Raw genomic sequence first — 26,532 nt, forward strand, 5'->3', positions numbered from 1 at the left:
TGAGTGGACCATGAGAGAGTTAACTTCGATGCAAGCCGCCTGTTGGATCGGGCGTACTGCTCATGCCTTTTTAGGGAGAGTTTCGGCTCATCTTTATGTCGAGTTCGATGGACATTCCATCGAACTCGACCGGTTACGCGAAGCGCTTGGGCGGGCCAGCCTGCTGCATCCGATGCTGCGGATGCGGGTGGATGCGCAAGGGCTGCAATCCATTGCTGCCGTGGACCAATCGCCTCAGTTGGAAGTCGAAGACCTGCGTGCGATGACCGAGCCGGAGGCCGCCCGGCACCTGCTAGCCAAACGGGAAACGTGGACACATCAGCAACTGGACCTCGGTCATGAGCCGGGCGCCCGGTTTTCAGTGAGCCTGTTGGCGGACGATAGGTTTCGCCTGCATGTCGATACCGACATGATCGCCATCGATCCATCCAGTTTCCGCACGCTGATGGAAGACCTGGCCCGGCTTTACGAGCAGCCCGATGACACGCTGCCGAATACGCCATCCTTCTTTGATTGGTACGATAAGGTCCGTGTCGACCCGGCACTCAAGGCCGCCCGCGATCGCGACCGTGCCTGGTGGCGTGAGCGCCTGGCGCACGTTGCCCCGGCACCCACCTTGCCATTGCTTGAACACCCGCCGGAGCAAGCGCATAGCCACCGACTCCATACCTGGCTGGGTCCCGCCGAGCGCCAGGCCTTGGAACAAGTGGCACGGGAACGCAGGATTACCCTGTCGACCTTGATGATGGGGCTGTTTGCGGCGGCGCTCGGGGCGCAGACCGGCGACCGTAGTTTCCGTCTCAATGTACCGACGTTCTGGCGCCAGCCGTTGGTGGATGATGTTGAGCGCGTGGTGGGTGACTTCGCCAATGTGTTGATTCTGGATGTTGACATCGAGTCCGCCGCCACGCCGGCCGCGCTGTGTGCGCAACTGGCGAAAAAAGTGGTCGGCCTGCTTGAGCATTGTGCCTATCCGGGCGTGAATGTGATGCGCGATCTGTCCCGCCATCAGGGCTCACCACAGCTGGCGCCGGTGGTCTTTACTGCCGCGCTGGACATGCCCGGCGGCGACTTGCTTTCGCCGCGCGTGCGGCGTGTATTCGGCTCGATGAATTGGGTCATCTCCCAAGGGCCGCAGGTGGCTCTTGATGCACAGATTGCCTGCGCCGATGGCGGTATCCTGATCAATTGGGATATCCGTCTTGATGCGTTGCCACTGCCGTGGGTAACGACGCTCTTTGACCGTTTTGTGGCGATCACGCAGGAAGTGGCGGCCGATTCTCGTGCGTTGGATCAAACGCTCAACGTCGGTGTTTCGCGCACTCTCGAAAAACCGCTGTCAGCCCTACAGCAGGCGTACTTATTGGGCCGTGGCACTCAGATGCCTCTTGGCGGTGTGGCCATGCAGGAGTTTCGTGAATACCACGGGGCCATGGACCCGACGCTGCTGCGCAGTCGCCTGGTGGCGATGGTGCAGCGCCATGACAGCTTGCGCACACGGGTGGATGCGCTCAAGTTGGTGAGTTATGTCAGCGATGAAACTTGCATCAATCTTGAGGAAGTTGACCTCACATCGATGTCGTCGCAAGCAGCGCTGGCGCACGTCGATGAGTATCGTGAGGCATACGCCCACACCATCTTCGAGCTGGACCGTTCGCCTTGGAATGTCACGATCTTCCACCTGCCCGACGATCAGCTGACAGTGTTCGTGCGCCTGGATGCGTTGATCCTCGACGGCCGCTCCATTGCTGCGTTGTTGGTCGAGCTGTTCGATGGCCTGATAAGCGATGAGCCCGCTGCCGAGGCTGTGCCTGCCTCTGTGGATCAGACGTGCCAGCGCAAGGCCGACGCGGTTTACTGGAAGACCAAACTCACCGACGTGACGGGCGCACCACGCCTGCCATGGCGCGTGCCGCTCGATCAAGTGCGGGCATCGCGCTACGAGCGCCAAAGCCGACAAGTGCCCAAGGCGGTATTCAACGCATTCTGCAAATTAGGCGCCCGGCAGCGGCTATTCAAGAACTCCGCCCTGATGGCGCTGGTGATGGAAGTGCTGTCCCACTGGCTCGATGAAGGTGGCTTGTGCGTGGCGGTACCGGTTGCGCCGCAAACGGGCGGTGCATTTGCCAACCGTTCCAGCTTTATCGCGATCAACCGAAGCGAGGCTCCCAGCACCTTTACGGAGCGTGCGGCGAAGCTGCAAGTGGACGTGCTGGAAGGGCTGCAACACTTGGCCTATTCGGGCGTGGACCTCGCCCGGTTGCTATTCGAATCCCACGGCCCTGGGCCGGTGCTGCCGGTGGTGATTACCAATGGTTTTTCCTGGCCGGTGTTGGCGGCGGATAGTCTCATGCAGTTGCAAGGCGGCCTGACCCAGACGCCTCAGGTGGCCATGGATATTCGCTTCTGGACCAACGCCGAGGGCGCGCTGGTGCTGGATATCGACTATGCACGGGAAGTCCTGGACCCAGCGGTGGTTCACGACATCCTGGATGCGCTGGAAAAGGCCATCAGCCAAATCAGCGCCAGCGGTGAGTTCACCATGAACGCCGCCGCGATCATCGACACGTCTCACTATTGCCTCAATAGCTCGACGACCGAAGCCAGTGCCGAAGGGTTCCTGGCGCAAATCGCCAAGCACCTGTTCGACCCCGCCAACCAACGGATCGCCCTGATCAGCGGCGAGCGGCAGATCAGCTACGCCGAACTGGGATCGGGCGTGTCGCGTGTCATTGCGGCGTTCAAGGCCCGTGGCATCGGGCCGGGCCAAGTGGTCGCCATCTGCCTGCCACGCAGCCCGGAGCACACCATGCTGACCTTGGCCTCTGCATTGACGGGCGTGATCTGGGTGCCTATCGACGCCTCGGCGCCAGAAGAGCGTCGGCAGTATCTGTTGGAAAACTGCCGGCCAGATCTGGTGGTCATCAGCTCGGGCGAGACGGTCGGGCATGCCCAGGCCACGCCGAACGAGTTGCTGGCCGGGCCGCAAGCCAGTGCGCCAATATTGGATGATCGCTCAATGAGCGAAGCGCCGGCGTATTTCCTCTACACCTCGGGCACCACTGGCAAGCCCAAGTGCGTGGTGCTGTGCAACCGCGCCACGGCCAATGTCATCGGCAGCACCTTGTCACACTGGCGCGTGAGCCAGATCGACGTGTTCATGTCGGTAACCCCGCTGCACCACGACATGTCCGTATTCGATGTGCTCGGCTGCCTGACGGCCGGCGCCACTCTGGTACTGCCTGGCGTCGGCGAGGAAAAGGATGCGGTGCGTTGGAATCAGTTGATCGCCAGGCACCGTGTGACGCTGTGGTGTTCCGTACCGGCTATTCTGGAAATGCTGCTGTCGTGCCGTGGCGAACATGACTTGGCCAGCCTGCGCCTGATCGCCCAGGGCGGCGACTACATCAAGCCGGGCGTGATCGCCGAGTTGCGCGGGCTGCTGCCATCGTCCCGCCTGATTTCCCTGGGCGGGCCGACAGAAACCACGATCTGGAGCATCTGGCACGACATCACTGCCGATGACCAGCTGCAAATTCCCTACGGGCGACCGTTACCGGGCAACCGCTATCTGGTTCTCGACGCCCAGGGAGCGCATTGCCCAGCAGGCGTTGTCGGCCGCATTCATACGGCAGGCGTCAACCTGGCCCTGGGCTACCTGGAAAACGGCGCGCTGGCACAAACCGAATTCATCAGTGTCATCGATGAGCACGGCCGGGCCGTACGTGCATTTCGTACCGGTGACTGCGGGCGCTATCGCCATGACGGCACGTTGATGTTCGACAGCCGCGTGAATGGCTACGTGAAGGTGCGCGGCGTGCGCGTGTCGCTGCCCGACATCGAGATCGAGCTGATCAAGCATCCTGCGGTCAGGCACGTGCTGGTGGTGGACTACGGCGAACAGCGCCAGGGCGAGGTCAACATCGGTGCGCTGTACGTGAGTGCCGAAGACGCCGCACCCTTGACCGCCGCCGCGTTGCGCCAGTTCGCCCGCGAGCACTTACCGCAATCCCATGTGCCCACGCAATTCCAGGCGGTGGAGGTGCTGCCGTTGTCGCAAAACGGCAAGCCTGATCGCCCGCGTGCCCGCAGCTTGTTGCTGGAGCCTGCCGAAGAGGTCGTTGAAACGCAGGGCAACAAGGTCTTGGCGATCTACCTGAGTGTGTTGGGCAGGCCGCCGCAGGACGGCGCCAATGCTTCGGTCGACTTCATCAGTCTGGGTCTGCGGCCCCAGCATTTGAAAGCCATCGCTGCCCGGTTCCAAGAGGAACTTGCCGTGACGCTTTCCCCCGGACAATTACTGCGTTGCCGTAACGCACAAGATGTCGAGCGATTGCTCGCCTGCGCATAACCACATAGCAATACCCAGGGAGACAGATTGGATGACGGATTTACCCACTGTAGATATCGCCGGTGTAGGCATCGGGCCCTTTAACCTCGGGTTGGCCGCTTTATTGTCCAAACATTCCGGCGTGACCAGCCTTTTCCTGGATCGCAAAGCTGAATTTCGTTGGCATGAAGGGTTGCTCTTGCCGGGCACCACGTTGCAGGTGCCGTTTCTGGCGGACCTGGTGACGATGGCCGACCCGACCCACGAACTGAGCTATCTGAATTACCTGCACCAGCACGATCGCCTGTACCAATTCTATTACTACGAGAACTTCCAGGTGCCGCGCCGCGAGTACGACCACTATTGTCGTTGGGCTTCGCAGCAGTTGCCGACGTGCCACTTCGGCGAGGATATCTGTGATGTGACTTACGACGCGGGAGCCGGGAAATTCCTGATTGAAAGCCAGTCCGTGTCAGGCTTCAAGCGCTACTATTCCAGCCGAAACCTGGCGGTAGGCATCGGCACCACACCGATATTACCGCAATGGGCTCAGGTGAAAAGTACGGTACCCATCATGCATTCGGCGGAGTTTGGCAAGCGCCAGGCGCAGTTGTCGGAATGTCGGCGTGTCACCGTGATTGGCTCTGGCCAGAGTGCCGCCGAGTGCGTGCTCGCATTGTTCAATGAGCTGACCCCCGAGCGGATTGCCGCAGGCGCCTCGATCTGCTGGATCACTCGTTCGGCGGGTTTCCATCCCATGGAATACTCCAAGCTGGGGCAGGAGTGCTTTACGCCGTCCTACATGGAGTACTTCCACAGCCTCCCGCGTGAGCGCCGTCGTGAGGTCGTGGCCAAGCAGGGCTTGTTGTACAAGGGCATCAGTTTTTCCACTATCGCCGCTATCTACGACTTGATCTATGAGCGCTCCATTGGCGGCAGTGATCCGGGTCTGACGTTGCTGTCGAACTGTGAAGTCGAGACGGTCGAGGATGTCGCCGGTACGCTGCGTATTGCCTATCGGCATCGTGAACTGGGCCAGACCAGCAGCCTGGAGGCGGACGCGATTGTGGCCGCGACGGGCTACGGGCATGCCTGGCCGCAGTGGTTTGAGCGGCTCAAAGGCACGGTGCTGGAAACCGATGAGTACGGTGACTGCCTTGTGGAGGATGACTTCACCGCACGTCGCTGTGATGACGGGGCAGGGCGTATCTTTGTGCAGAACGCCGAGATCTTCCAGCATGGCGTGGGCTCGCCGGACCTGGGCGTTGCCGCGATTCGTAATGCGAGTATTGCCAATCAACTGCTCGGCCGTCCGCACTACCGCCTGCCCAAGCGCTCGTCGTTCCAGCGTTATGGCATGCATGAGGTTTAGTGCGTGAAAGGCAGGGCCTTGGTGTTACCAAGGCCCTGTTGAAGGTCAGACGCGGATGTGGTCCAGGGTGATGCCGTCGGCGCCAGGTGTCGCGAACAGCGCGAACATCTGCTCGATCGTAGCGCTCATGCGGGTCATCTGCGCTGCGCTGTAGCGATCCGAACGGTAGGTAATCACTAGGCGCAATGCGCGCTTGCCGTCGAGCGTGTTTTCCATGATCTCGAACTGAATACCGAACATCGACTGGTTCTTGTCCGGGTCAATCTGGCGGTAGCGGATCGCGCCGTTATCCGGTGTGCTCAGGGCGCCGTTCAAGGCGTTGTTGGCGTGAATCTGGATGTACACGTCGAACAGCAGTCCATCCGCTGGCGTCATGCCCAGGGCCTGTTGAATCTGCTCCATCGGCACATCGGCGTAGGCCATCGAATCGTTGATCAAGCGGCTGACGTTTTCAATCATGGCGCCGACGGCTTGCCGGGAATCGAATTGCACGCGGTGCGCGACCATGGTGGTGAAGTAGCCGACCGTGTCGTAATACGCGGGATCTGTGCGACCGGAAGCCGACGTGCCCACTACCAGGTCTTTCAAATCCCCGAGCTTGTGCAGGGAGAGCACGATTGCCGAATAGACCACGCCGAACAGTGAAGCGTTGTTCTGCCGGGCGAAGGCGTACAGGTGGTCGGTCGTGCCTTGGGTGGGCTTGATCTCAAACCACTGGGCCTTGGTCGATACCTGTGCGGGCTGTGCCTCGGAGGAGGGTAGCGTTAGGCCACGGGTGGCATCGCGCAGCATGCTGGTCCAGTAGTCGAGGTGCTTCTGGTTGATCCCGGCAGCTTGCTGGCGCACGGCGAATTCATGGAAGGACGGTGCCGGGCTTTTCCAGACGGGCGCTTTGTCGGCCGCACGGGCCAGGTAAGCCTGGGCCAGTTCTTCCATCATCACGTTGAGCGACCATTCATCAATGGCCATGTGATGGACGAGCAGCGACAAGGTTTGGCGTTGATGTTGCGCGTCCTGAATGAAGCGCACCCGCAGGGGCAACTCGCGGGTCAGATCGAACTGATAGGTGGCTTCGCTTTGCAGGGTGGCACCCTGGCTTTCGCGGCTCGGCCAGAACCACTTGAACTGCGGTAGCTGCGAGGTTGGCACGATTTGCTGGTATGCCTCACCACTCTCGAAGTGGAAGGTGCTACGCAGGCTGGCATGGCGCTCAAGCAGGTCATGGAATGCCTGCTCCAACAGCGCTTCGTCCACCGTGTCGAGAAACTCCATGGCAAACGGCAGGTTGAAGATCGTGCCGAATTCGAAGGCGGCGTAAGCGCGTCCGAGGGATGCCTGGGCCAGTGCAAACGGTGCTTTTTGTACGTCTTGCGGCGAGCAGGTGGCGGTCGTTGGTGCAGCGTTTCTCGCGATGACCTGGGCGCGTGCCGCCAAGGCGGTTGCCGAGGGTGCGCTGAAGAAATCGTTGAACTGGACTTCGATGCCGTGGCTGCTCAACAGCTTGCCGATGATGCGGGTGGCCAGCAGCGAGTGGCCGCCAAAGTCGAAGAAGTCATCCGTCGCCAGCATGCCCGGTTCCGCCAGGGCTTCTCGGAACTCGGCGAGGATAATGGCTGCAACTTCAGGTGTTTCGGTTTGGGCGGCGTTCTCGCCGATGTCCGCATGGCGGTGCAGCCAAGGCAGTGGCGCATCAGGAGTGTGCATGATCTTGCGGTACAGGTCGTTTGCCTGGCAGGTCTGGTCAAGAATCGGGTGAAGGACCAGCGCCAGGATGGGCGCATCCGGCGTTTGCATAATCAGCGCCTTGAACGGCGGCTGATGCTCAGCGTCCCACGGCGCGGCTTGTTCGGGGAGCAGGTAGTGGCTGGCGTCACCGGTCACCTGAATGCGCTCGATGCACGCTTGCCAGTCGCGCGCCTGGACCTTGTCGACTTCGCCGTCATCGTTGAACTGGTAGCGGGCATTCAGCTCGGGGATTGATTCGATCACCGCCTGGAGTGCTGACTCCAGTCTTGCGGAATCGGCATCCGCGTCGAGTTTCCAGGCACTCAAGTGCTTGAGAATGCGATCAGGATATTGCTGCTGCAAAAGCCAGATATGCGCTTCGTAATCGGTGGCAGACCGTTTCAAAAACGTATCTGGAGTGAGTTCCATCATGGAAGTTTCCCGCCTTATCAAACTGAACAGTAAGAAGTAGAGATGGCACCAAGTGCCGACAGACCCATCCTCGGTCTGGTGTAACGCCTGGGAACCCGGGCGTCAGAGGACGTGCAATCCGGTTGCGTTGCAGGAGCTTTATGAACACCGTATGATCGCAAATAATAATCATACATATTCGCATTAGTCAAAAGCTGATCGCGGGTGGATTCGTCTCAGGAGAGGTGTTGTGAACAACGGAGCGTTTGCGTCCAAACAGCAATTCGAAAGGCTGTATGTCGACCATCACCGCTGGCTGTGCAGCCTGCTGCGGCGCAGGCTGGGCAATTCGGCGGACGCTGCGGATCTGGCCCACGATATCTATCTCAACCTCATCAAGAAGGGCTGCGTGCCTTCGATTGAAGACTCGCGCTGCCACCTGACCCAGATCGCCAAAGGCATGGTGATTGACCTGTATCGTCGCCGTCACCGCGAAGCCTGCCACCTGGAATCCCTGATGCAGCAGGCCGAACCGCTGGTGCCGTCGGAAGAGGTGCGGGCGCTGGCCACCGAGGCGCTGGTGCAAATCGATGACGCGCTGCATGCCAAACCGCCCAAGGCCCGCGAAGCACTGTTGCTGTGCAAGCTGCATGGCATGGGCCATCGGGACATCGCCGCCGAATTGAAAGTGTCGGTGTCCTCTGTCGAAAAATACATCGCGGCGGGCCTGCGGGCCTGTCATCCCTTCGCATCGGCGACCGGGCCGTGAACAATTAAATCCGCAGCGCCATTGAGGGTTTTGCCGCGTTGTTCGGAATACACGGTATGCACCGTGCAAAACGCTCAAACGCAAAGGACGCCAGGCACGCCACACGGTGGCCGGCAGTGGTTATTCAGGAGAGCTCATGAGCGTTAAAGACACACCCGTCGGTTCGGTATCCCAAGTATTACGCCCTATTCGTGGGCGGCTGATACTCGCCGCGGTACTGGCCGCTCTTGGGACCATGCTGACCATGGTGCCCCTGGCTGGCATCGCCCACATTGCGCAACTGGCCATGAGTGAAGCAGCCAGTTGGGTCCAGCTGCAAGGCCCAGTCTGGCAAGTGGTGGGTGTCAGTCTGGCCTGCCTGTTCCTCGGCATGACCTTGATTTCGCTGGGGGAGATGGTCGCCCACCTGGCCGACAATCACATCACCGGCCACCTGCGCCAGGCCATCACCCGTCGGTTGGCCAGGGTGCCGCTGGGTTGGTTCACCAGTCGTGCTTCGGGTGAGGTCAAGCAGGCGATGCAGGATGACATCGGCACCTTGCACAGCTTGACGGCGCACTTTTTCACCACCCTCGGCCGTACGCTTGGGGCTGTGAGCATCGCTATCCTTTACCTGTTTGCCATGGACTGGCGCATGGCGATTGTCTCGCTGTTGCCATTCCCGCTGTTTTTCCTGTTTTTCACCCGCGCCACCAAGGCCAGTGGGGCGAACATGCAAGCATTCGGCGCCGGCATGATGCGCATCAACAATGCCGTGGTCGAGTTCGTCAACGGCATTCCCGTGGTCAAGGCATTTGGCGCCGAGGGCAAGGCCCATGGCAGCTACCGGGGTGCGGTGGATGCCTTTGCTGCTGCGTTTACCGACTTCACCCGGCCACTGGTCAGTGCAATGGCCAACGCCCACGCCATGATCACGCCCGTGGCGGTACTCGGCGTGGTGCTGGCCTTCGGTACGCTGGGGGTGAGCCAGGGCTGGCTGGCCCCGGTAGACATCCTGCCGTTTGCCCTGGTTGCCCCGGGCATCTGCGCGCCGCTGTTGCTCCTGAGCTATATCACCCACGACCTGAACAACGCGACCGCCGCCGCCCAACGCGTGCAGACCCTGCTACAAACCCCTGTGCTCGAAACCCTGCCAAGCACGTCAGCACAATTGCCTGCAAACGCTGAAATTCGCGTCGAACACCTGAGCTACCACTATAACGACGAATCCCCGGTGCTCCAGGACCTGAGCTTCACCCTCAAGCCGGGCACCGTGACCGCCATTGTCGGCGCATCAGGTTCCGGCAAGTCGACCCTGGCCCGCCTGCTGCTGCGTTTTTTCGACCCTACCGAAGGGCGTATCACCTTGGGTGGTGTCGACCTGCGCCACATCGAGAGCACCCAGTTGTACCGGCGCATCGGTTTCGTGTTGCAGGAAGTACGCCTGATTCACGCCAGCCTGCGCGACAACATCGCCCTGGGCCGTCCCTCGGCCAGCCAGCAGGAAATCGAGGCCGCCGCGCGTATCGCGAACATCCACGAACGCATCCTGGACCTGCCACGGGGCTATGACTCGGTGATCGGTGAAGATGTACAGCTCTCCGGCGGTGAGTTGCAGCGCGTCAGCATCGCCCGCGCCGTGTTGCTCGACCCACCCGTGTTGGTACTGGATGAAGCCACGGCGGCAGCCGATGCCGAGAATGAGGTGAAGCTGCAACAAGCGCTGTCGCGATTCGCCCAGGGTCGCACCCTCATGGTGATCGCTCACCGGCTCGACACGGTGATGCACGCCGACCAGATCATCCTGATCGACAACGGCATCCTCTGCGAGCAAGGCACCCACGCCGAGTTGCTCGCACGCAAAGGCCGCTACGCCAGGCTGTGGGCGTTGGGCGGTTATGAACAGGCCAAGGAACAGGCGGTGTCGTCATGCTGAAAACCTTTATTCAACTGCTCGGCGAAGACGCTTCGGTCCTGCGCCGCTATCTGGCGATGGCCCTGGTCTATGGCCTGCTCTGCGGGGTGACGATTGTCATGCTGGTGCCGATCCTCACCCACCTGTTGGGTGGTGATACCTACGCCGCCGCGCAATGGCTGATCGCGCTGGTCATTGGTGTGGTTGCGTGCTGGGCGCTGCGGCGCAGCGTGGAAAAAGCCGGCATCCGCGTTGGCATCGCCGTGCTCCAGCGCGGCCGTCACCGCCTTGGCGACCATGTGGCGCAGTTGCCCGTAGGCTGGTTCAGCGCGCAAAACACGGCGCGGCTCAGCCATCTGGCGACCTCGGGCATGATGGAACTGGCGCAGTTGCCCGCACACGTGTTCACGCCACTGTTGACCGGTGTGGTTACGCCGGTGGTGATTCTTATCGCGCTGTTCAGCCTGCACTGGCAAATGGGACTGGTTGCCCTGGCGACCCTGCCGGTGCTGCTGGGCGTGTTCGTGTTGACTGCACGGTTGGGGCAGCGAGCCGACCACGACTTCCAGCACAACGCCGCTCTGACCAGCCAGCGGATGGTCGAGTTCGCCCAGGCGCAGTCGGTATTGCGTGCCTTCAATGGCGAGGACGGCGGTACACAGTTCCTCGAACAGGCCATCGGTCGCCAGCAGCAGGCTGCCAAGCATCTGATCCACGTATCGGCGATGTCAGTGGTGTTCAATGCGTGGGCGGTGCAGGCCGGTTTTGCTGCGCTGCTGGTGGCTGCCACTCTGTGGCTGGGCGACCTGCTGGGCGCCGGTCTGGAAGTGGGCTCGGTCATCGCCGTGATGATTACGCTATTGCTGGTCAGCCGCTTCATCGACCCGCTGCTGGAAGTGGCCGGCTACAGCGAAGTGCTGCGCGGTGCCCGTGGCCAGTTGGGCGCCGTGCGCGAGATTTTTGCAGTCAAGCCACTGCCACAGCCACAGGCACCCGAGGCGCCTCTCGATAGCTCCGTCGAGCTGTGCAACGTCAGCTTCGCTTATGCCGAGGGCCAGCCCGACGTGCTGCGCGATGTCAGCCTGCGCATCGAACCGGGCAGTATGACCGCACTGGTGGGCGCTTCCGGCTCGGGCAAGACCACATTGGTGCGCTTGATCGCACGCTTCTTCGATGTGACCCAGGGCAGCGTGATCGTCGGCGGCGTGGATGTGCGCCAGATGTCCGGTGAGCAACTGGCCGGCCAGATCAGCCAGATCTTCCAGGATGCCTACCTGTTCCAGGGCAGCATTGCCGACAACATCCGTATCGGCAAACCAGCGGCCAGTGACGCCGAAGTGATGGAGGCGGCGCGACAAGCCGGCGTGCTGGAAATCATCGAGCGACTGCCCCAGGGCCTGGACACGCCGGTGGGCGAGGGCGGGACCCGGTTGTCCGGTGGCGAACGCCAACGGATCTCCATCGCCCGTGCGCTGATCAAGGATGCACCGATACTGCTCGTCGACGAAGCCACCGCCGCCCTCGATGCCGAGAACCAGGCCGCCATCGCCGAAGCGCTGGCACGGCTGCGTGGCAAACGTACGCTGATCGTTATCGCGCACCAGCTTTCGACCGTGGTCATGGCCGACCAGATCCTGGTGCTTGATCAAGGTCAACTCAGCGAACAAGGTTCCCATGCCGAATTGAGCGCCAAGCCTGGGCTGTATGCCCACTTTCTCGCACAGCGCAGGGCGGCAAAAGGCTGGCGGATCGCGGGTGAGGACGCTTCTTGAGTCGTGCAGCGTTAGCCGTCCTGTTTGTAGTGCTGTGCGGCCTGTCGCTGACGGTGGGGGTCAAACAGGTGTCGTGGGTCGAGCTGCTGAGCTTTTCCGATGATGCCTGGCTGACCTTCACCGCCAGCCGGCTGCCACGCCTGGCCGCTCTGATCCTCACCGGGGTCGGGTTGGCCGTGTGCGGGGTGATCCTGCAGCAGATCGTGCGTAACCGCTTCGTCGAGCCCGGTACTTCCGGTGGGTTGGATGCCGCCAAGCTGGGCATCCTGATTTCCCTGACGGTAGCTCCGGGAGCCGGTGCCGCCGGTAGAATGCTGTTCGCCTTGGCCTTTTGCTTTGCCGCCAGCCTGATCTATGTCGCGATCATCCGGCGCATCCAGTTCAAGAACACCGTGATGGTGCCGGTGATCGGCTTGATGTACGGCAGCGTGCTGAGCGCCATTGCCGAGTTCTACGCCTACCGCCACAACATCCTGCAGAGCATGCAGGGTTGGATGCTCGGCGATTTCTCGAAGATCGTGCAGGGCAATTACGAGATCATCTACCTGATTCTGCCCATTGTCGTGCTGACCTACCTGTATGCCCATCGTTTCACCGTACTGGGCATGGGCGAGGGTATGGCCAGCAGCCTGGGCCTGAACTACGCCGCCAACGCGGCGCTGGGCTTGATGTTGGTGGCCGTCACCGTCTCCGCCACGGTGATTACCGTGGGCGCGATTCCTTTCGTCGGGTTGGTGATTCCCAATCTAGTGGCCCTGCACTACGGTGAAAACCTGGAGCGCACGCTGCCCATCGTCGCCCTGTGCGGTGCCTCGTTGCTGTTGGCCTGCGACATCCTCGGCCGCCTGCTGATCTACCCCTTCGAAGTGCCGATCGGTCTGACTGCCGGCTGCATTGGCGGTGTGGTGTTCCTGGTGCTGCTGATCCGGAAGTACACATGAGACACATGGCTACCCGTTATGGCCTTTGGCTGCTGGTCCTGTTGCTGGCCCTTGGGTTCCTGTTGCTGGGCTCGGGCCTGGATTTCGATTACGTCATTCCCAAGCGGCTTACCCGCCTGGCCGCAATGGGCATTGCCGGCGTGTGCATTGCGTATTCGTCGGTGATTTTCCAGACCATCGCCGGCAACCGCATCCTCACGCCAGCCATGATGGGCTATGAGGCGATCTACCTGTTGTTCCAGGCGTTGCTGATTCTGGTGCTGGGCACCCAGAGCCTGGTGCTGCTGGGGCGTGACGGCAACGTGCTGTTATCGGTGCTGTTGATGCTCGGCTATTCGTGGCTCATCCATCGTTGGCTGTTCCGCGACGGCAGTCACAACGTGTACCTGCTGTTGCTGCTGGGGTTGGTGTTGAGCATGGTGATGGGCACCTTCACCCAATTCATCCAGTTGAAGATCAGCCCCGGGGAGTTCTCGATTTTCCAGGGATTCAACTACGCCTCTTTCAACAAAGCGCAACCGGGGCAGGTGATCTATTCGGGCGTATTGGTGGCGGTGGTGTGTTTGATCGCCCAGCGCACGTTGCCGGTGCTCGATGTCCTGGCCCTGGGACGTGACCAAGCGATTTCCCTGGGGGTCGACTACCCACGCAGCGTGCGCCTGCAACTGGCACTGATCGCCATTCTGGTGGCGGTATCCGCCAGCCTGGTGGGGCCGACCGCGTTCATGGGCGTGTTCGTCGCCAACATCGCCTATGCCCTGGCCCGCACCACGCGGCACCGGGTCACCTTGCCCCTAGGCTGTGCGATTGCTATTGGCATTTTCATCATCGCTCAGTATCTGGTAGAGCAATGGTTCAACTACAACACCTCGGTGAGCATTCTCATCAACCTGGTGTGCGGTGTGTATTTCCTCGCGCTGATGATCCGAACCCGAGGCACGGCATGATCTCTCTCCAACACGTATACAAAACCTATGGCGCCAAGCATGTGCTGAGTGACGTCAGCGTGCAGTTCCCACCGGGGCAAGTGACCTCATTGATCGGCCCCAACGGGGCGGGCAAATCCACCTTATTGATGTTGATCGCCCGTCTGTTGACGCCTACCCGTGGCGACGTACTGATGGGCGGCCGCAGCATCGCCGACGTACCGGTACGCGACTATGCCAAGCGCGTCGCCACCTTGCGTCAGTCGCCGGATTTCAACCTGCGCCTGACCGTCGAAGAGCTGGTGGCCTTCGGGCGTTTCCCCTACAGCCGAGGCGCGCTCACCACCCAGGACCGGGTGGTGATCGACGAGGCCATCGAGTTCCTTTCACTGCAACCGCTGCGCCTTTGCTACATCGACGAGCTCAGCGGCGGGCAGCGGCAGATGGCGTTCCTGGCAATGACCATCGCCCAGCAAACCGATTACCTGCTGCTGGATGAGCCGCTCAATAACCTCGACATGAAACACGGTGTTCAAATCATGCGCGCCTTGCGCCGCTTGTGTGATGAGCAAGGTCGCACGGTGATCCTGGTGGTGCATGACATCAACTTCGCGGCCAATTATTCCGACCATATCGTGGCGATGAAAGGCGGCGCCATCCACCGTCACGGCCCAGTCGACCAGGTAGTGACTGAGGCCAACCTGCGCGAGCTGTTCGACTTGGATTTCGAGATTCTGCACAGCCAACAAGGCTTCGTTTGCAACTACTTCAACCCATCACCTTCAAGGGAACTGACATGAGCACTGATCACACGAACAGATTGCGCGCGCTGCTGCTGACGATGGCCGTGGCGGCCGGGTTGCAGGGGTGTGACAAACCGGCGCCAGAGGCCAAGGCCCCGGTTGCGGCGCAGGCGGCCTATGCGCCGATCACCATCGAGCATCCGCTGGGCACCACCGTGGTCACTCAGTTGCCCCAGCGTGTAGTGGCCTTCGACATGAGCGAGCTCGACACCCTGGATCAACTCGGTGCCCCGGTGGTCGGCATCGCCAAGGACTACGTCACCAGCTTCCTCACTCGCTACCGTGACGACACGAATGTCGCGGATGTGGGATCGACCATCCAGCCCAACCTGGAACGCCTGCATGCGCTCAAGCCCGACCTGATCCTGATCTCTCCGCTCCAGGCCCAAAGCTATAAGGAACTCAGCCAGATCGCTCCAACCGTGTACGACGACGTGGACCTGACCAACAAAAAAGGCAATCTCATCGAGACCGCCAAGGCCCATTTGACCCTGCTGGGGCGCATCCTCGACAAGCCGGAACTCGCCCGCCAGAAAGTCGCTGAAATGGATGCCAAGGTCGAGCAGACCCGCCAAGTCACTGCCGGTCGCCCCGAGAAGGCCTTGATCGTGCTGCATAACAACGGTGCCTTCACCTCTTACGGCGTGAAATCGCGCTACGGTTTTGTGTTCGATACCCTGGGCGTTAAACCGGCCAGCACCGACATCGAGGCCGGCTTGCATGGTCAGCCGATTTCCAATGAGTTCATTCAGCAGGCCGACCCGGACATTCTGTACGTCATCGACCGTACGGCAGTGATGGAGCACCGCCCGGCCCTCGACCTCAAGAGCCTGGATAACCCACTGTTGCGCAAGACCAAGGCATGGAACAACGGCCGGGTGATCTTCGTCGACGCCCAGACCTGGTACCTGTGCACGGCCAGTGTGACCTGCCTTAACCGCATGGCGGACGAGGTGGTCGAAGGCTACAAAGGCTGATCCAGACACGCGTTCGTGGTACCCAAAGCCGCTGCCATTCAGGTTGCGGCTTTTTATTGTGAATATTTATCATTTAGATTGAGGGTTTGTGGTTCTGGTACGGAAATCTAGTGAATGCACTTCAATACTTCGCATCGAAAGGAATCCAGCATGTCGGAACACGGCCGCCCAACTCGCGCCCACCCTGATTTATCCCAGGCCACACCGCGTACTTTCCCGTTTACCTTGAACCGCACGTACTCCGCCGTGCAGATCGCCTTGCTGCTCGGTTTGAGCGGCGGCTCGCTGGCAGTGTCGGCGGCGCCTGAACCGGAGCCGGCCACCCAGGTCCGGGCCGAAGCGGAAAAGAACAGCCTGGTGCTGTCGGAAACCACCATCGAGGGCGAGCGGCTCGCCACAGATGACCTGCCACCTGCGTATGCGGGTGGGCAGGTCGCCACGGGCGGCCGTATCGGGTTGCTGGGCAACAAGGACTTCATGGAAACACCGTTCAACGCCATCAGCTACACCGATGAATTCGTGCGCAACCACCAGGCCAAGGACATCGGCTCGGTGATCGGTGCCACTGACCCGTCGGTCAACGTGCCGTCCAAGCGGGCCATCCTCGAAACCTTCTTCATCCGGGGCTTCAACACCAGCGCCAACGACATCACCTTCAACGGCCTGGCCGGCATGGCGCCGAACCTGCGCGGTTCGACCGAACTGGCCGAACGCATCGAAGTGCTCAAGGGGCCGTCTGCGCTGCTCAACGGCATGCCGCCCGATAGCAGCGTCGCCGGTAGCATCAACATGGTGCCCAAACGCGCCGCCGACGAACCGCTGACGCGGATCACCACCAGTTACGAATCCAACGGTCTGTACGGCGCCCACGCTGACGTGGGTCGACGTTTTGGCGAGCAGAACCAGTTCGGTATTCGCTACAACGGCGTGTACCGCGATGGCGATACCAACGTGGACGACCAGCAGCAAAAGATGCAACTCAACGCCCTGGGCCTGGACTGGCGCACTGAGCGCGTACGCCTGTCCCTGGACGCTTACAAGCAGCGCGAGCGCCTGGATGGCGCCAACTATTTCGGCATTTTCGGCATCTCACCGACGGTCAATAAAGTGCCCAGCCCGAAGAAGGGCAACAACTCCCTGGCGCCGGACTGGGCCTATACCATCAACGACACCGAAACCGTGTTGATCCGTGGCGAGGCCGACCTGAATGACTCGCTCACCGCCTTTGCCGCTTATGGCCAGCGCGACGGTGGCCGCAATGCCCTGATGACCCGTGACACGCTGATCAACAACTCAGGGGACATCAACGTGCTGGCTTATCGCTCGGACGGGCAGGGCACGCAGAAATCCGGTGAAGCCGGCCTCAAGGGCACTTTCGACACAGGCCCGGTAGGCCACGCCTGGTCCTTGGCAGCCACCCAGTACAAATCGGAGATGAGCTACAAGGACTTGATGATCCCCAACTATGTGGTCACCAACTACGACAACATCGACTTCGGCCCAACACCGCCTCTGGGCAAATACGGCGCCGTCACCTCCCGCAGCGAAGCCAAGCTGAGAAGCTTTGCGTTCCTCGACACGCTGTCGTTCCTCGATGGCCGCGTGCAATGGACCGTTGGCTGGCGCAACCAGACCGTGGAAAGCGCCAGCCTGACGCCGGCTCGGGTCAAGACGTCCCGTTACAGCGACAGCAAGGTGTCGCCGGCGACGGCGTTGCTGGTCAAGGTCACCGACGATGTTTCGCTCTATGCCAACTACATCGAAGGTTTGTCCCAAGGGGGCACGGCACCCACCAGCGCCGCCAACTCGGGGGAAATCCTCAGCCCTTACCAGACCAAGCAGTATGAGGTCGGCGCCAAGTTCGACCTGGGCACCTTCGCCACTACGCTGGCCGTGTTCCAGATTGAAAAACCGAGCGCCTACACCGACCCCGTCACCAATATTTACGCCACCAACGGCGAGCAGCGTAACCGTGGCGTGGAATGGAGTTTCTTCGGTGAAGCCCAACCCGGCCTGCGCCTGATGGGCGGCGCGTCCTATACCCAGGCTGAGCTGACCAAGGCGTTGGTCAAATCCAACGAAGGCAACCAAGTGACCGGCGTACCGAAGATCATCGCCAAACTGGGCGCCGAATACGACCTGGAGATGGTGCCGGGGCTGACCCTGACCGCCAACACCAACTACGTTGGCAGCCGCTACGTCACCGACGACCATCGTATGGAACTGCCGTCCTACACTGTGTTTGATGTGGGCGGCCGTTACACCACCAAGGTCATGTCCAAGCCAGTGACCTTGCGCGCCAATGTCGAGAACGTAGCTAACCGCGCTTACTGGATCGGTTCGTACAACGGTGGCGACGGCAGCGGATTGTCCGGTGGCCTGGGTACGCCACGTACGCTACAACTGTCGGCCTCGGTGGATTTCTGACTACGGGCCAACAGGCGGGGGAGCGCTCTCCCGCCTGATCGCTTAGAGCGACATTCGCCGCGATCTACCGCTCAGTGGCACTACGCTAAATGATGGCAGGCAGAAATGATCAGCCAAACAGTCTGCCCGACGAAATCTAAAGACTCTCAGGATCGCCAAAAAACATCTGAATCCGCGAACGCAACCAGCGTTCCCCAGGGTCGTTGTCCTGGGCGCCGCGCCAGGCCATGTGCAGTTCGAAGCTTTGCACGTCCAGCGGTGGATCTTCGGCGCGCACGCCGCCAGCCGCGGTGAGGGCTTCGGCGGTGTAGTCGGGGACAGTGGCGATGATGTCGGTGCCCGCCAGTAGGGTGCTCAGGCCATTGAACTGCGGTACGGCCAGCACTACGTGGCGCTTGCGGCCCATTTTTTCCAGTTCGGTGTCGATAAACCCGCTCAGGTCACCGGCGAATGACACCAGGGCATGGGGTCGCTCGCAGAAGTCGTCCAGGCTCAGTGCGCCGGGCATGGTGTCGGCGCGCAGCAGTTTGGGTCTGCTGCGGCGCAATACCTTGCGTTTGGCGTTGGCGGGCAGATCGCTGGTGTAGCTTACTCCCACCGAGATTTCACCGGAGGCCAGCAGCGGTGGCATCAGGATGTAGTTGACCCGCCGCACCACCAGGACGATACCTGGCGCTTCAGCACGCAAACGCTTGAGCAGCAGGGGCAGCAGGGCGAACTCGACATCGTCCGACAGGCCGATCCGAAACACCGAGGTACTGGTTGCCGGGTTGAACTCGGAAGCACGGCTGACTGCCGTTGAAATCGAATCCAGGGCAGGCGACAGCAGGGCGAAAATCTCGATCGCCCGGGCTGTGGGTTCCATGCTGCGACCGGTACGTACGAAAAGCGGGTCGTCGAACAAGTTGCGCAGGCGTGACAGTGCTGCGCTGATGGCCGGCTGCCCGAGAAAAAGCTTCTCGGCGGCGCGGGTCACACTGCGCTCATGCATCAAGGTTTCAAAGACGATCAGCAAATTCAGATCGACGCGACGCAAGTCGTTACGGTTCATCAGGCAGGCTTCGCTGGGGGGCAACAGGTAGTGAAGTAACGGATCTTACTGGCAAAATTGATTTTTCGTCACTCGGTAGATTTTCTTTCTTGCTGACGGATGGTTGGCTTCTCATCTGTTTACTGCGGTTTCGTTGGCTTTTATCGACCACTCTGGCTTCCAATCTGTCGGCGGATCAATGTCAGGCATGTCGACTATTAATGCTGTCTGTTAGTCTTGCGCACAAAGCCCGGATAAAGTCCTGTGGTATTAGCGATTAATTAGGCGAGGTTTGTAATGTCGCGCACGATCCGTTTTCACAAGTTTGGCCCGGCCGAGGTGCTCAAGTGCGAAGAGCACGAAGTCGCCGCGCCTGCGCCTGGCGAAGTGCAGGTCCGTGTCCAGGCTATTGGCATCAGTTGGTATGACGTGCTGTGGCGCCAGAACCTGGCTCCCAGCCAGGCTCGTTTGCCTGCCGGTATCGGCCATGAAATGGCAGGTATTGTTACCGCCGTCGGTGCGGGTGTGGATGACCTGGCGATTGGCGACAAGGTCGCCAGCTTTCCCGGTCAAAGTGCCAACGATTACCCAACGTACGGCGAGCTGATCCTGATGCCGCGCTCCACGCTGACCCGCTACCCGGATGTGTTGTCTGCGGTTGAAGCCAGCGTGCATTACACCCCTCTGCTGATTGCCTACTTTGCGTATGTCGATCTGGCACAGGTCAAGCCTGGGCAAGCAGTGTTGATTACCGATGCCAGCCATTGTGCCGGGCCATCGTTTGTACAGTTGGGCAAAGCCCTGGGCCTGAAGGTGATTGCCGCGACCAAGGATGCAGCCGAGCGCGAATGCCTGCTGAGCCTGGGTGCCGATCATGTGATCGTCACCGAAGAGCAAGACCTGCTGATGCAGGTCAACAAGATCACCGACAACAAAGGCGTGGACGTTGTGCTGGATGGCCTGGGCGGTCCGCAAATGTCGGTGCTGGGTGATGTGCTGGCGCCCCGTGGCAGCCTGGTTCTGTATGGTTTGCAAGGCGGCAATCAAACGCGCTTCCCGGGTTGTGCGTGCTTCCAGAAGAACATCAAGTTTTTTGTGCATTGCATCGGCAATTTCACCGGCAAGCCGGAGTTGGGCATTAGCCAGGACGAAGAGGCCATGAAGCGCGCCCTGCGTGATATCAACCAGTTGACCGCTGACCGGGTGCTGACGCCACTGGAGATCAAGGTTTTCCCTTTTGAAGCCTATGTCGAAGCGCATCGCTACATGGATGACTGCCCGTGTCGTGGGCGAGTTGCGTTGCAACTGACCACGGCCTGAAGCCTGGCGGGTAACCGCCGCAGTTGCTCAAGCGATAAACACGCCCTGGAACATAATGTTCCGGGGCGTGTTTTTTTGTGCTCGCTGAAAGACTTTTTGCTGCCCCGTATTTACGAAATACATGTGTGAATTAATACACCTCAACGGAAGATCAATGTTTTTTTATGAATTCATAAAAATGTAATTCAAAACGTTATGTATTTTTTTGAATGTATTTTTGTAGGCGTATTCCTGTGCGTACGTACGCCAGGTCTGTTATGGGTCAAAGAGTTGAGGTAAGTGTGGGCGCGTCTAATCGGGCTGCTGATAATGCGGAAGTCGATCTGGAGGAATAATCCATGAACAACTTTCATGAGCAAGCCATGTGTTTTGTCTATCAGCAAGTATTGCAGCGCCTTCTTGGGTTTTTCAGCCGCCCCGAGCGCATTGCATTGCAGTTGTTGATTCAACGTTTATTGGTCGCGGCAGGAGGCGTGGAGCATATAGGGCGCTATCGGGTGATGGTTGTTCATGAAGGCGGCAAGGAGTGTGCTTATACATTGGCATTTTTGCGCGCCGCCTAGCTCAGTATCGCGGGGCGTTCGCCGCATACATTCATATTGCGCATTGCAATATTGCGCCAGCCGCGAATGACGGCCAATGTGATGGAGCGTATCCAGGCCCAATGCAGCGAGTTGTTTATTTATGACGATAGCCGTGTGGAACTGCTGCTGGTGGATGAGCAGGGCACTGCGCAATTGCATAAGCAGGTTGCGTTTGAAAGCCTCTCGTCGGTCATGGACCGAACGCAGGTACTGATGTCGGGCCATCTGACCCAGGGTGATGCAAGGGCCACATTCTTTTATGCCGATCTGTTGGCGCGGGCCAAGTTGTACCGGCGTGCCTGCGAGTGGGGGGTCAAGGTTGACGCGTTGATTGACCGTCGCCCTCCCGCCCACCTTGGGCAATATGTGCTGTGGATCCAACAGGTAGCCAGGCAGCACGGGCATGCGCCCTATGGCGAGCACCGCGAAGATTTTGAAGGTGCGGTCAAGTTGTGCAGCAAACTGGATGACGACTATAAACAGCAGTTGCAGCTGCCGACGGTGCCTAGCCGTGAAATCTCGGCCGTGGAAACGGATAATGATATAAATGTGATCAATGTATTTGATTGTCTCTGCCATGAAGTGGATGTTTTGCACTCTCAGGTGCTGATGTTTATTGAGGGGCCGTGGAATATAAAGACCCTGGATATTGAAGAGCCTCAAACCGCCGTAGTGTTGTTGGCCGCTCATGTGCACGGATTACGGGGAGCCTATCAACATGGAGTTGAATACAGCGTCGGAGTGGATGCTTTTTTGCGCCGCGCTTCGATTGAAAACAAATGCAATGAGCGATTTAAAGGGCAGCTGATAAAGCACTTGGGAACGGTGTTTAATACACCCAAAAGGATAAGCAAGTTGCACGGCGCTGCAACCCGGTATTTGCGTGAGTTGCACGGTGTCAGCGATGAGCAACTGGGCTGTTTGATATGTTCGCCCTTTGTGAATCAGGCGCGTGGCCTTGAACCTTTCCTGCAGAGTTGCTACCCCGAGAAGCTGCAATTCATTCACCGGTTTCGGCAGGTGTTGATAGACCACAATGCAGCATCCCAGGCTGATGTGAGTTGGCTGGAGTCCGTGAGCGGGCTGTCTCTGGCATCGCTGCAGGCGCTGTATCACATGCAAAAAATCGACTCCAGGCCAGGTAACTCTTTGATTGCCACGCTATGGGCCCACGATCCGAACAACAAGCCCTGGTGTGCAGCACCAGCAGGCCAGGTTTAGCCATATGAGCGCGCAGACGGGTACCCGCGACGCAAACCGCTCATCCAATAGGATTTGCCAGACCACGGAGCAAACTGCTATCTGTACGCATATCCAGTATCCAAAGCCAGTGGTTTGTTCTGTCAGTGATTTCCAATCCCCTTGAAGACCCGTTTTATTACCTTAAAAACTTCCAGCATGTGCTCGACTGGATTGCAGCCCGTTATGACGACGTATTAAGTGTCGACGAGCAGCGGTTTATCCAAGGTTTTGCTTTGCTGCCCGGTCCCTCGCAAGCGTTGTGGGTACGCATGGTGATGCGCAAGGGGGAGCACTTCAGGGCCAGCAAGCTCAATTACCCGGAAATCGGCGATACACCGCAGGCGGCAGCTCCCTTGCTGGCCTTGGGGTGGCTGGACGATCAGGCACCGCTGGCCCTGGCCGAGGTGTTCGAGGTGCTGCAAAAGCCTGAAATCATGGCCCGGTTCAGCGCAGATATTGCCCGGCCCAAGGCCAAAAAATCGGACTGGCTCGATGAGCTTGCCGCCACTTTCACCCAGCGTCAGAGTCTGGCCCAATGGCATCCCGCCCTGGCGGAGCCGCTTTACACGCTCAACCACCGGGCGCTATGCGATCGTCTGCGGCTGATGTTCTTTGGCAACCTTAGCCAGAGCTGGTCAGATCTGGTGTTGGCAGACCTGGGCCTGTTTACCTACGAGAAGGTCGACTTCAGCCATGAGTCCCGGGCGTTGCGTTGTCGCGCCGATATTGAGGGTTACTTGCACCTTTATGCCTGTCGCGAGCAATTTGAAGGCAGTGGCGATGTAGACGCTGTATTACAACAGGTACTCGACTACCAGGCGGATAACCGCTGGCTGCAGCGCCGTCGCGGGCGCTTGCTGTTTCAGTTGGGTCAGCATTTGGAGCGGGCAGGGGACTTGACCCGGGTGTTGCAGGTCTACCAACAAAGCCAGCACCCCGAAGCCCGTCAGCGCAGCATTCGCGTGCTTGAGCGTCAGCAACAATACCAACCGGCGTTGTCTCTGGCTGAGGCCGCCCAACAAGCGCCACTTACCGACGCCGAAGATCAGCACCTGCTGCGGATCATCCCGCGCCTACGGCGCAAGCTAGGGCTGCCAGCGCTTGCGGTGGCCAAGCCGAAAGCTCCCGAGCGGCTTGACTTGAGCCTGCCACGGGACGACGCCAGTTGCGTCGAGCTAATGGTTGTAGCGCATTTGCAGGCCCCCGAAGCGCCAGTGCATTACGTGGAAAATACCCTGATCAACGGGTTGTTCGGTCTGCTGTGCTGGCCCGCTATTTTTGCGCCGCTGCCGGGAGCGTTTTTCCACCCGTACCAGAGTGGCCCGGCGGACTTGCTTGAGGACGACTTCTATCAGCAGCGTGCCGCGCTGTTTGAAGATTGCCTGGCGCAATTGGATGACGAGCGTTACCTGGCGACCATCCGCGGGGCGTATACCGCCAAGTTCGGTGTGCAATCGTCCTTTGTCGCTTGGGGCTACTTGAGCGAAGACCTGCTCGAAGAAGCGCTGCTGTGCCTGCCGCCCGAGCACCTGAAGCTGTGGTTTCGGCGCCTGCTGCTGGATATCAAGGCCAATAGAACCGGTATGCCTGACCTGATCCAGTTTGACCCAGTGCAAAAAACCTACCGCATGATTGAGGTCAAGGGGCCGGGTGACCGCCTGCAAGACAACCAGTTGCGCTGGCTGGTCTTTTGCGAGGCGCATCAAATGCCGGTGACCGTGTGCTACGTGCAATGGCAGGAGCCGCAGGAGTGAGCTATCGCGTTGCAGTGCGTGCCTTGTGCGAGTTCACGGCCAAGGTTGGTGATCTGGATTTGCGTTTCACCCCGTCGCCCACGGCGCAACAGGGGATCGCCGGGCACCGCACGGTAGCGTCGCGGCGCAGTGCGCAGTATCAGGCGGAGCTGAGCCTTGAAGGTCAATACCAGGCATTGACCGTGCGCGGTAGGGCAGACGGTTATGATCCCGACGCCAATGTGCTGGAAGAAGTGAAAACCTATCGTGGTGATTTCACCGCGATACCGGCCAATCACCGCCAATTGCATTGGGCACAGGCCCGTGTCTATGGCTGGTTGCTGTGCCAAAGCCTGCAATTGGCGCAGGTCAATCTGGCGCTGGTGTACTTCGATATTGTCAGCGAAAAGGAAACCCGCCTTCAGGAAACCTGGTCGGCTGCGGATTTGCAGCAGTTCTTCGAGCAGCAATGCGGGTTGTTTCTGGCCTGGGCCGAGCAGGAAATGGCCCATCGTCAGGCCCGCGATGCCGCCGCCCGTGCCTTGGCCTTTCCCCATGCGCAGTTTCGTACCGGGCAGCGAGCATTAGCCGAGGCGGTGTACAAGACTGCCAGCACCGGGCGCTGCCTGATGGCCCAGGCACCCACCGGGATTGGTAAAACCATCGGCACCCTGTTTCCGTTGCTCAAGGCCATGCCCGGTCAGCAGCTTGATAAATTGTTGTTCCTGACCGCCAAGACCCCGGGGCGCAAGCTGGCGCTCGATGCCGCGCAGGTGCTCTATCCCGAGGGGCTGGCTGCACCGTTACGGGTGCTGGAGCTGGTAGCGCGGGACAAGGCCTGCGAGTACCCCGAAAACGCTTGTAATGGCGACTCCTGCCCGTTGGCCAGAGGCTTTTATGATCGCTTGCCTGCTGCGCGCCAAGCGGCGGTCGCCCAGTCGGCCCTTGACCAGCAGACCTTGCGCAACGTCGCTCTGGCCCATGAGGTGTGCCCGTACTACTTGAGTCAGGAAATGGCGCGCTGGGCGGACCTGGTGATTGCCGATTACAACTACTACTTCGACTTCAGTGCGTTGCTTTATGGTCTGGCCCAGGCCAACCAGTGGCGGGTCGCGACCCTGGTGGACGAAGCCCACAACCTGGTAGAGCGGGCGCGTCAGATGTACAGCGCAAGCCTGGACCAGCAAACCCTCAACAGCGTGCGTCATTCGGCCCCGGCGCCGCTGGAAAAACCCTTCAAGCGCCTTAATCGCGAATGGAATGCCCTGCACAAGGAGCAAGTCGGGCTGTATCAGGTTCACCCGCAATTGCCGGCCAAATGGCTGAGTGCCTTGTCGGCGTGCATCACCGCTATCGGTGACTACCTCAACGATCACCCCCAAGGGCTGAGCGGCAATCTGCAAGGGTTTTACTTTGAAGCCCTGCAGTTCAACCGGGTGGCAGAGCTGTTCGACGGGCATTTTCTGTTTGACGTCAGTTTGCGCGAAGACGGCAAGCGTCGCTTGTCGCAGCTCAACCTGCGCAATGTGGTGCCCGCCGGGTTTATCGGCCCGCGACTCAAGAGCGCGCAGAGCAATGTGCTGTTTTCGGCCACCCTGAGCCCGCAAATCTATTACGCCAACCTGTTGGGCTTGCCGTCAGACACGGTGTGGATGGATGTCGAGTCGCCGTTCCAGGCGGAGCAACTGAGTGTGCATCTGGTCAGCCGGATCTCGACCCGGTTTGTGCACCGCCAGGCCTCGCTGGAACCGATTGTCGAGTTGATCGCTCGCCAGTTCGAGCAGAGCCCGGGCAACTATCTGGCGTTTTTCAGCAGCTTCGACTACCTGCAACAGGTCGCCGAGCTGCTCGCCGAACGCCATCCTCAGGTTACCCAGTGGCTGCAGGCGCGGCGCATGGATGAAGCTGCGCGCCAGGGTTTTCTCGATCAATTCACGATGTCGAGCCAAGGCATCGGTTTTGCGGTACTGGGCGGGGCATTCGGCGAAGGTATCGACTTGCCCGGAGCACGCTTGATCGGTGCCTTTGTCGCCACCTTGGGGCTGGCCCAACTGAACCCGGTCAACGAGCAGATCAAACAGCGCATGGCGGCATTGTTTGGCGCCGGTTATGACTACACCTACCTGTACCCCGGTGTGCAGAAAGTAGTGCAGGCCGCCGGGCGGGTGATCCGCACCCAGAGTGATCAGGGCACGCTGTTCCTGATTGATGACCGCTTTGCCGAGCCCAAGGTGCAGCAACTGTTGCCGCGCTGGTGGCAATTGGGCTGATGGCCC

At 60.0% G+C, this 26,532-nt stretch carries 17 protein-coding genes; 15 read left to right on the forward strand and 2 right to left on the reverse strand.

Annotation, left to right across the window (positions count from 1 at the left end; all coding sequences use genetic code 11):
- The first annotated feature begins 10 nt into the window (after positions 1-10).
- Positions 11-4,351, forward strand: coding sequence for an amino acid adenylation domain-containing protein (locus N7D90_RS11240; RefSeq protein ID WP_261742223.1), 4,341 nt, complete (start codon positions 11-13; stop codon positions 4,349-4,351).
- A 31-nt stretch (positions 4,352-4,382) separates the two neighbouring features.
- Positions 4,383-5,702 (forward strand): putative histamine N-monooxygenase, encoded by a 1,320-nt coding sequence (gene basC / locus N7D90_RS11245; RefSeq protein WP_261742224.1) that lies wholly within the window; start codon positions 4,383-4,385, stop codon positions 5,700-5,702.
- A gap of 45 nt (positions 5,703-5,747) precedes the next feature.
- Here basC and N7D90_RS11250 read toward each other — a convergent pair whose 3' ends face one another.
- Complete coding sequence (locus N7D90_RS11250) at positions 5,748-7,859, reverse strand: condensation domain-containing protein (RefSeq protein WP_261742225.1); 2,112 nt, start codon at positions 7,857-7,859, stop codon at positions 5,748-5,750.
- Positions 7,860-8,088: 229 nt separating this feature from the next.
- Here N7D90_RS11250 and N7D90_RS11255 point away from each other — a divergent pair, with 229 nt between their 5' ends.
- From N7D90_RS11255 to N7D90_RS11290, 8 genes are all read left to right on the forward strand, one after another.
- Positions 8,089-8,607, forward strand: coding sequence for a sigma-70 family RNA polymerase sigma factor (locus tag N7D90_RS11255; RefSeq protein ID WP_261742226.1), 519 nt, complete (start codon positions 8,089-8,091; stop codon positions 8,605-8,607).
- A gap of 136 nt (positions 8,608-8,743) precedes the next feature.
- The gene (locus N7D90_RS11260) at positions 8,744-10,522 is read left to right on the forward strand and encodes an ABC transporter ATP-binding protein (RefSeq protein ID WP_261742227.1); all 1,779 of its coding nucleotides are present in this window, start codon (positions 8,744-8,746) and stop codon (positions 10,520-10,522) included.
- A complete protein-coding gene (locus N7D90_RS11265; RefSeq protein ID WP_261742228.1) occupies positions 10,516-12,273 on the forward strand; it encodes an ABC transporter ATP-binding protein in 1,758 nt (585 codons plus the stop codon). Before N7D90_RS11260 ends, N7D90_RS11265 begins: the two co-directional genes overlap by 7 nt.
- On the forward strand, positions 12,270-13,214 hold the full coding sequence (locus tag N7D90_RS11270) for an ABC transporter permease (RefSeq protein ID WP_261742229.1): 945 nt from the start codon (positions 12,270-12,272) through the stop codon (positions 13,212-13,214). Before N7D90_RS11265 ends, N7D90_RS11270 begins: the two co-directional genes overlap by 4 nt.
- Positions 13,211-14,161 carry an iron chelate uptake ABC transporter family permease subunit gene (locus N7D90_RS11275; RefSeq protein ID WP_261742230.1) on the forward strand — a complete coding sequence of 317 codons (951 nt, stop codon included), beginning with the start codon at positions 13,211-13,213 and terminating at the stop codon, positions 14,159-14,161. The genes N7D90_RS11270 and N7D90_RS11275 overlap by 4 nt, the downstream gene beginning before the upstream one ends.
- Positions 14,158-14,940 carry an ABC transporter ATP-binding protein gene (locus N7D90_RS11280; RefSeq protein WP_261742231.1) on the forward strand — a complete coding sequence of 261 codons (783 nt, stop codon included), beginning with the start codon at positions 14,158-14,160 and terminating at the stop codon, positions 14,938-14,940. The genes N7D90_RS11275 and N7D90_RS11280 overlap by 4 nt, the downstream gene beginning before the upstream one ends.
- Positions 14,937-15,920 (forward strand): siderophore ABC transporter substrate-binding protein, encoded by a 984-nt coding sequence (locus tag N7D90_RS11285; RefSeq protein WP_261742232.1) that lies wholly within the window; start codon positions 14,937-14,939, stop codon positions 15,918-15,920. The genes N7D90_RS11280 and N7D90_RS11285 overlap by 4 nt, the downstream gene beginning before the upstream one ends.
- 150 nt (positions 15,921-16,070) lie before the next feature.
- Positions 16,071-18,347, forward strand: coding sequence for a TonB-dependent receptor (locus tag N7D90_RS11290; protein ID WP_261742233.1), 2,277 nt, complete (start codon positions 16,071-16,073; stop codon positions 18,345-18,347).
- A 136-nt stretch (positions 18,348-18,483) separates the two neighbouring features.
- On the opposite strand, the gene N7D90_RS11295 is transcribed toward N7D90_RS11290, so the two are convergent.
- Entirely contained in the window at positions 18,484-19,398 is a 915-nt protein-coding gene (locus N7D90_RS11295; protein WP_257622947.1) for a LysR family transcriptional regulator, read from the reverse strand.
- A gap of 276 nt (positions 19,399-19,674) precedes the next feature.
- Here N7D90_RS11295 and N7D90_RS11300 point away from each other — a divergent pair, with 276 nt between their 5' ends.
- From N7D90_RS11300 to N7D90_RS11320, 5 genes are all read left to right on the forward strand, one after another.
- Positions 19,675-20,697, forward strand: a complete 1,023-nt coding sequence (locus tag N7D90_RS11300) for a zinc-dependent alcohol dehydrogenase family protein (protein WP_261742234.1) — start codon at positions 19,675-19,677, stop codon at positions 20,695-20,697.
- Positions 20,698-21,035: 338 nt separating this feature from the next.
- The gene (locus N7D90_RS11305) at positions 21,036-21,260 is read left to right on the forward strand and encodes a hypothetical protein (RefSeq protein ID WP_261742235.1); all 225 of its coding nucleotides are present in this window, start codon (positions 21,036-21,038) and stop codon (positions 21,258-21,260) included.
- A 66-nt stretch (positions 21,261-21,326) separates the two neighbouring features.
- Positions 21,327-22,502 (forward strand): hypothetical protein, encoded by a 1,176-nt coding sequence (locus N7D90_RS11310; RefSeq protein ID WP_261742236.1) that lies wholly within the window; start codon positions 21,327-21,329, stop codon positions 22,500-22,502.
- A 125-nt stretch (positions 22,503-22,627) separates the two neighbouring features.
- Positions 22,628-24,277: a VRR-NUC domain-containing protein gene (locus tag N7D90_RS11315; RefSeq protein WP_261742238.1), complete on the forward strand. Its 1,650-nt coding sequence runs from the start codon at positions 22,628-22,630 to the stop codon at positions 24,275-24,277.
- Positions 24,274-26,526: an ATP-dependent DNA helicase gene (locus tag N7D90_RS11320; RefSeq protein ID WP_261742239.1), complete on the forward strand. Its 2,253-nt coding sequence runs from the start codon at positions 24,274-24,276 to the stop codon at positions 26,524-26,526. Before N7D90_RS11315 ends, N7D90_RS11320 begins: the two co-directional genes overlap by 4 nt.
- Positions 26,527-26,532 lie beyond the last annotated feature (6 nt).

Origin of the sequence: Pseudomonas fragi (genome assembly GCF_025426255.1) — a bacterium.
Lineage (GTDB): Bacteria > Pseudomonadota > Gammaproteobacteria > Pseudomonadales > Pseudomonadaceae > Aquipseudomonas > Aquipseudomonas kulmbachensis.

Bases quoted from the DNA above. Each gene is read 5' to 3' on its own strand.
- N7D90_RS11240 (WP_261742223.1), top strand. From the start codon at position 11: ATGAGAGAGTTAACTTCGATGCAAGCCGCCTGTTGGATCGGGCGTACT.
- basC (WP_261742224.1), top strand. From the start codon at position 4,383: ATGACGGATTTACCCACTGTAGATATCGCCGGTGTAGGCATCGGGCCC.
- N7D90_RS11250 (WP_261742225.1), bottom strand. From the start codon at position 7,859: ATGATGGAACTCACTCCAGATACGTTTTTGAAACGGTCTGCCACCGAT.
- N7D90_RS11260 (WP_261742227.1), top strand. From the start codon at position 8,744: ATGAGCGTTAAAGACACACCCGTCGGTTCGGTATCCCAAGTATTACGC.
- N7D90_RS11265 (WP_261742228.1), top strand. From the start codon at position 10,516: ATGCTGAAAACCTTTATTCAACTGCTCGGCGAAGACGCTTCGGTCCTG.
- N7D90_RS11275 (WP_261742230.1), top strand. From the start codon at position 13,211: ATGAGACACATGGCTACCCGTTATGGCCTTTGGCTGCTGGTCCTGTTG.
- N7D90_RS11280 (WP_261742231.1), top strand. From the start codon at position 14,158: ATGATCTCTCTCCAACACGTATACAAAACCTATGGCGCCAAGCATGTG.
- N7D90_RS11285 (WP_261742232.1), top strand. From the start codon at position 14,937: ATGAGCACTGATCACACGAACAGATTGCGCGCGCTGCTGCTGACGATG.
- N7D90_RS11290 (WP_261742233.1), top strand. From the start codon at position 16,071: ATGTCGGAACACGGCCGCCCAACTCGCGCCCACCCTGATTTATCCCAG.
- N7D90_RS11295 (WP_257622947.1), bottom strand. From the start codon at position 19,398: ATGAACCGTAACGACTTGCGTCGCGTCGATCTGAATTTGCTGATCGTC.
- N7D90_RS11300 (WP_261742234.1), top strand. From the start codon at position 19,675: ATGTCGCGCACGATCCGTTTTCACAAGTTTGGCCCGGCCGAGGTGCTC.
- N7D90_RS11305 (WP_261742235.1), top strand. From the start codon at position 21,036: ATGAACAACTTTCATGAGCAAGCCATGTGTTTTGTCTATCAGCAAGTA.
- N7D90_RS11310 (WP_261742236.1), top strand. From the start codon at position 21,327: ATGACGGCCAATGTGATGGAGCGTATCCAGGCCCAATGCAGCGAGTTG.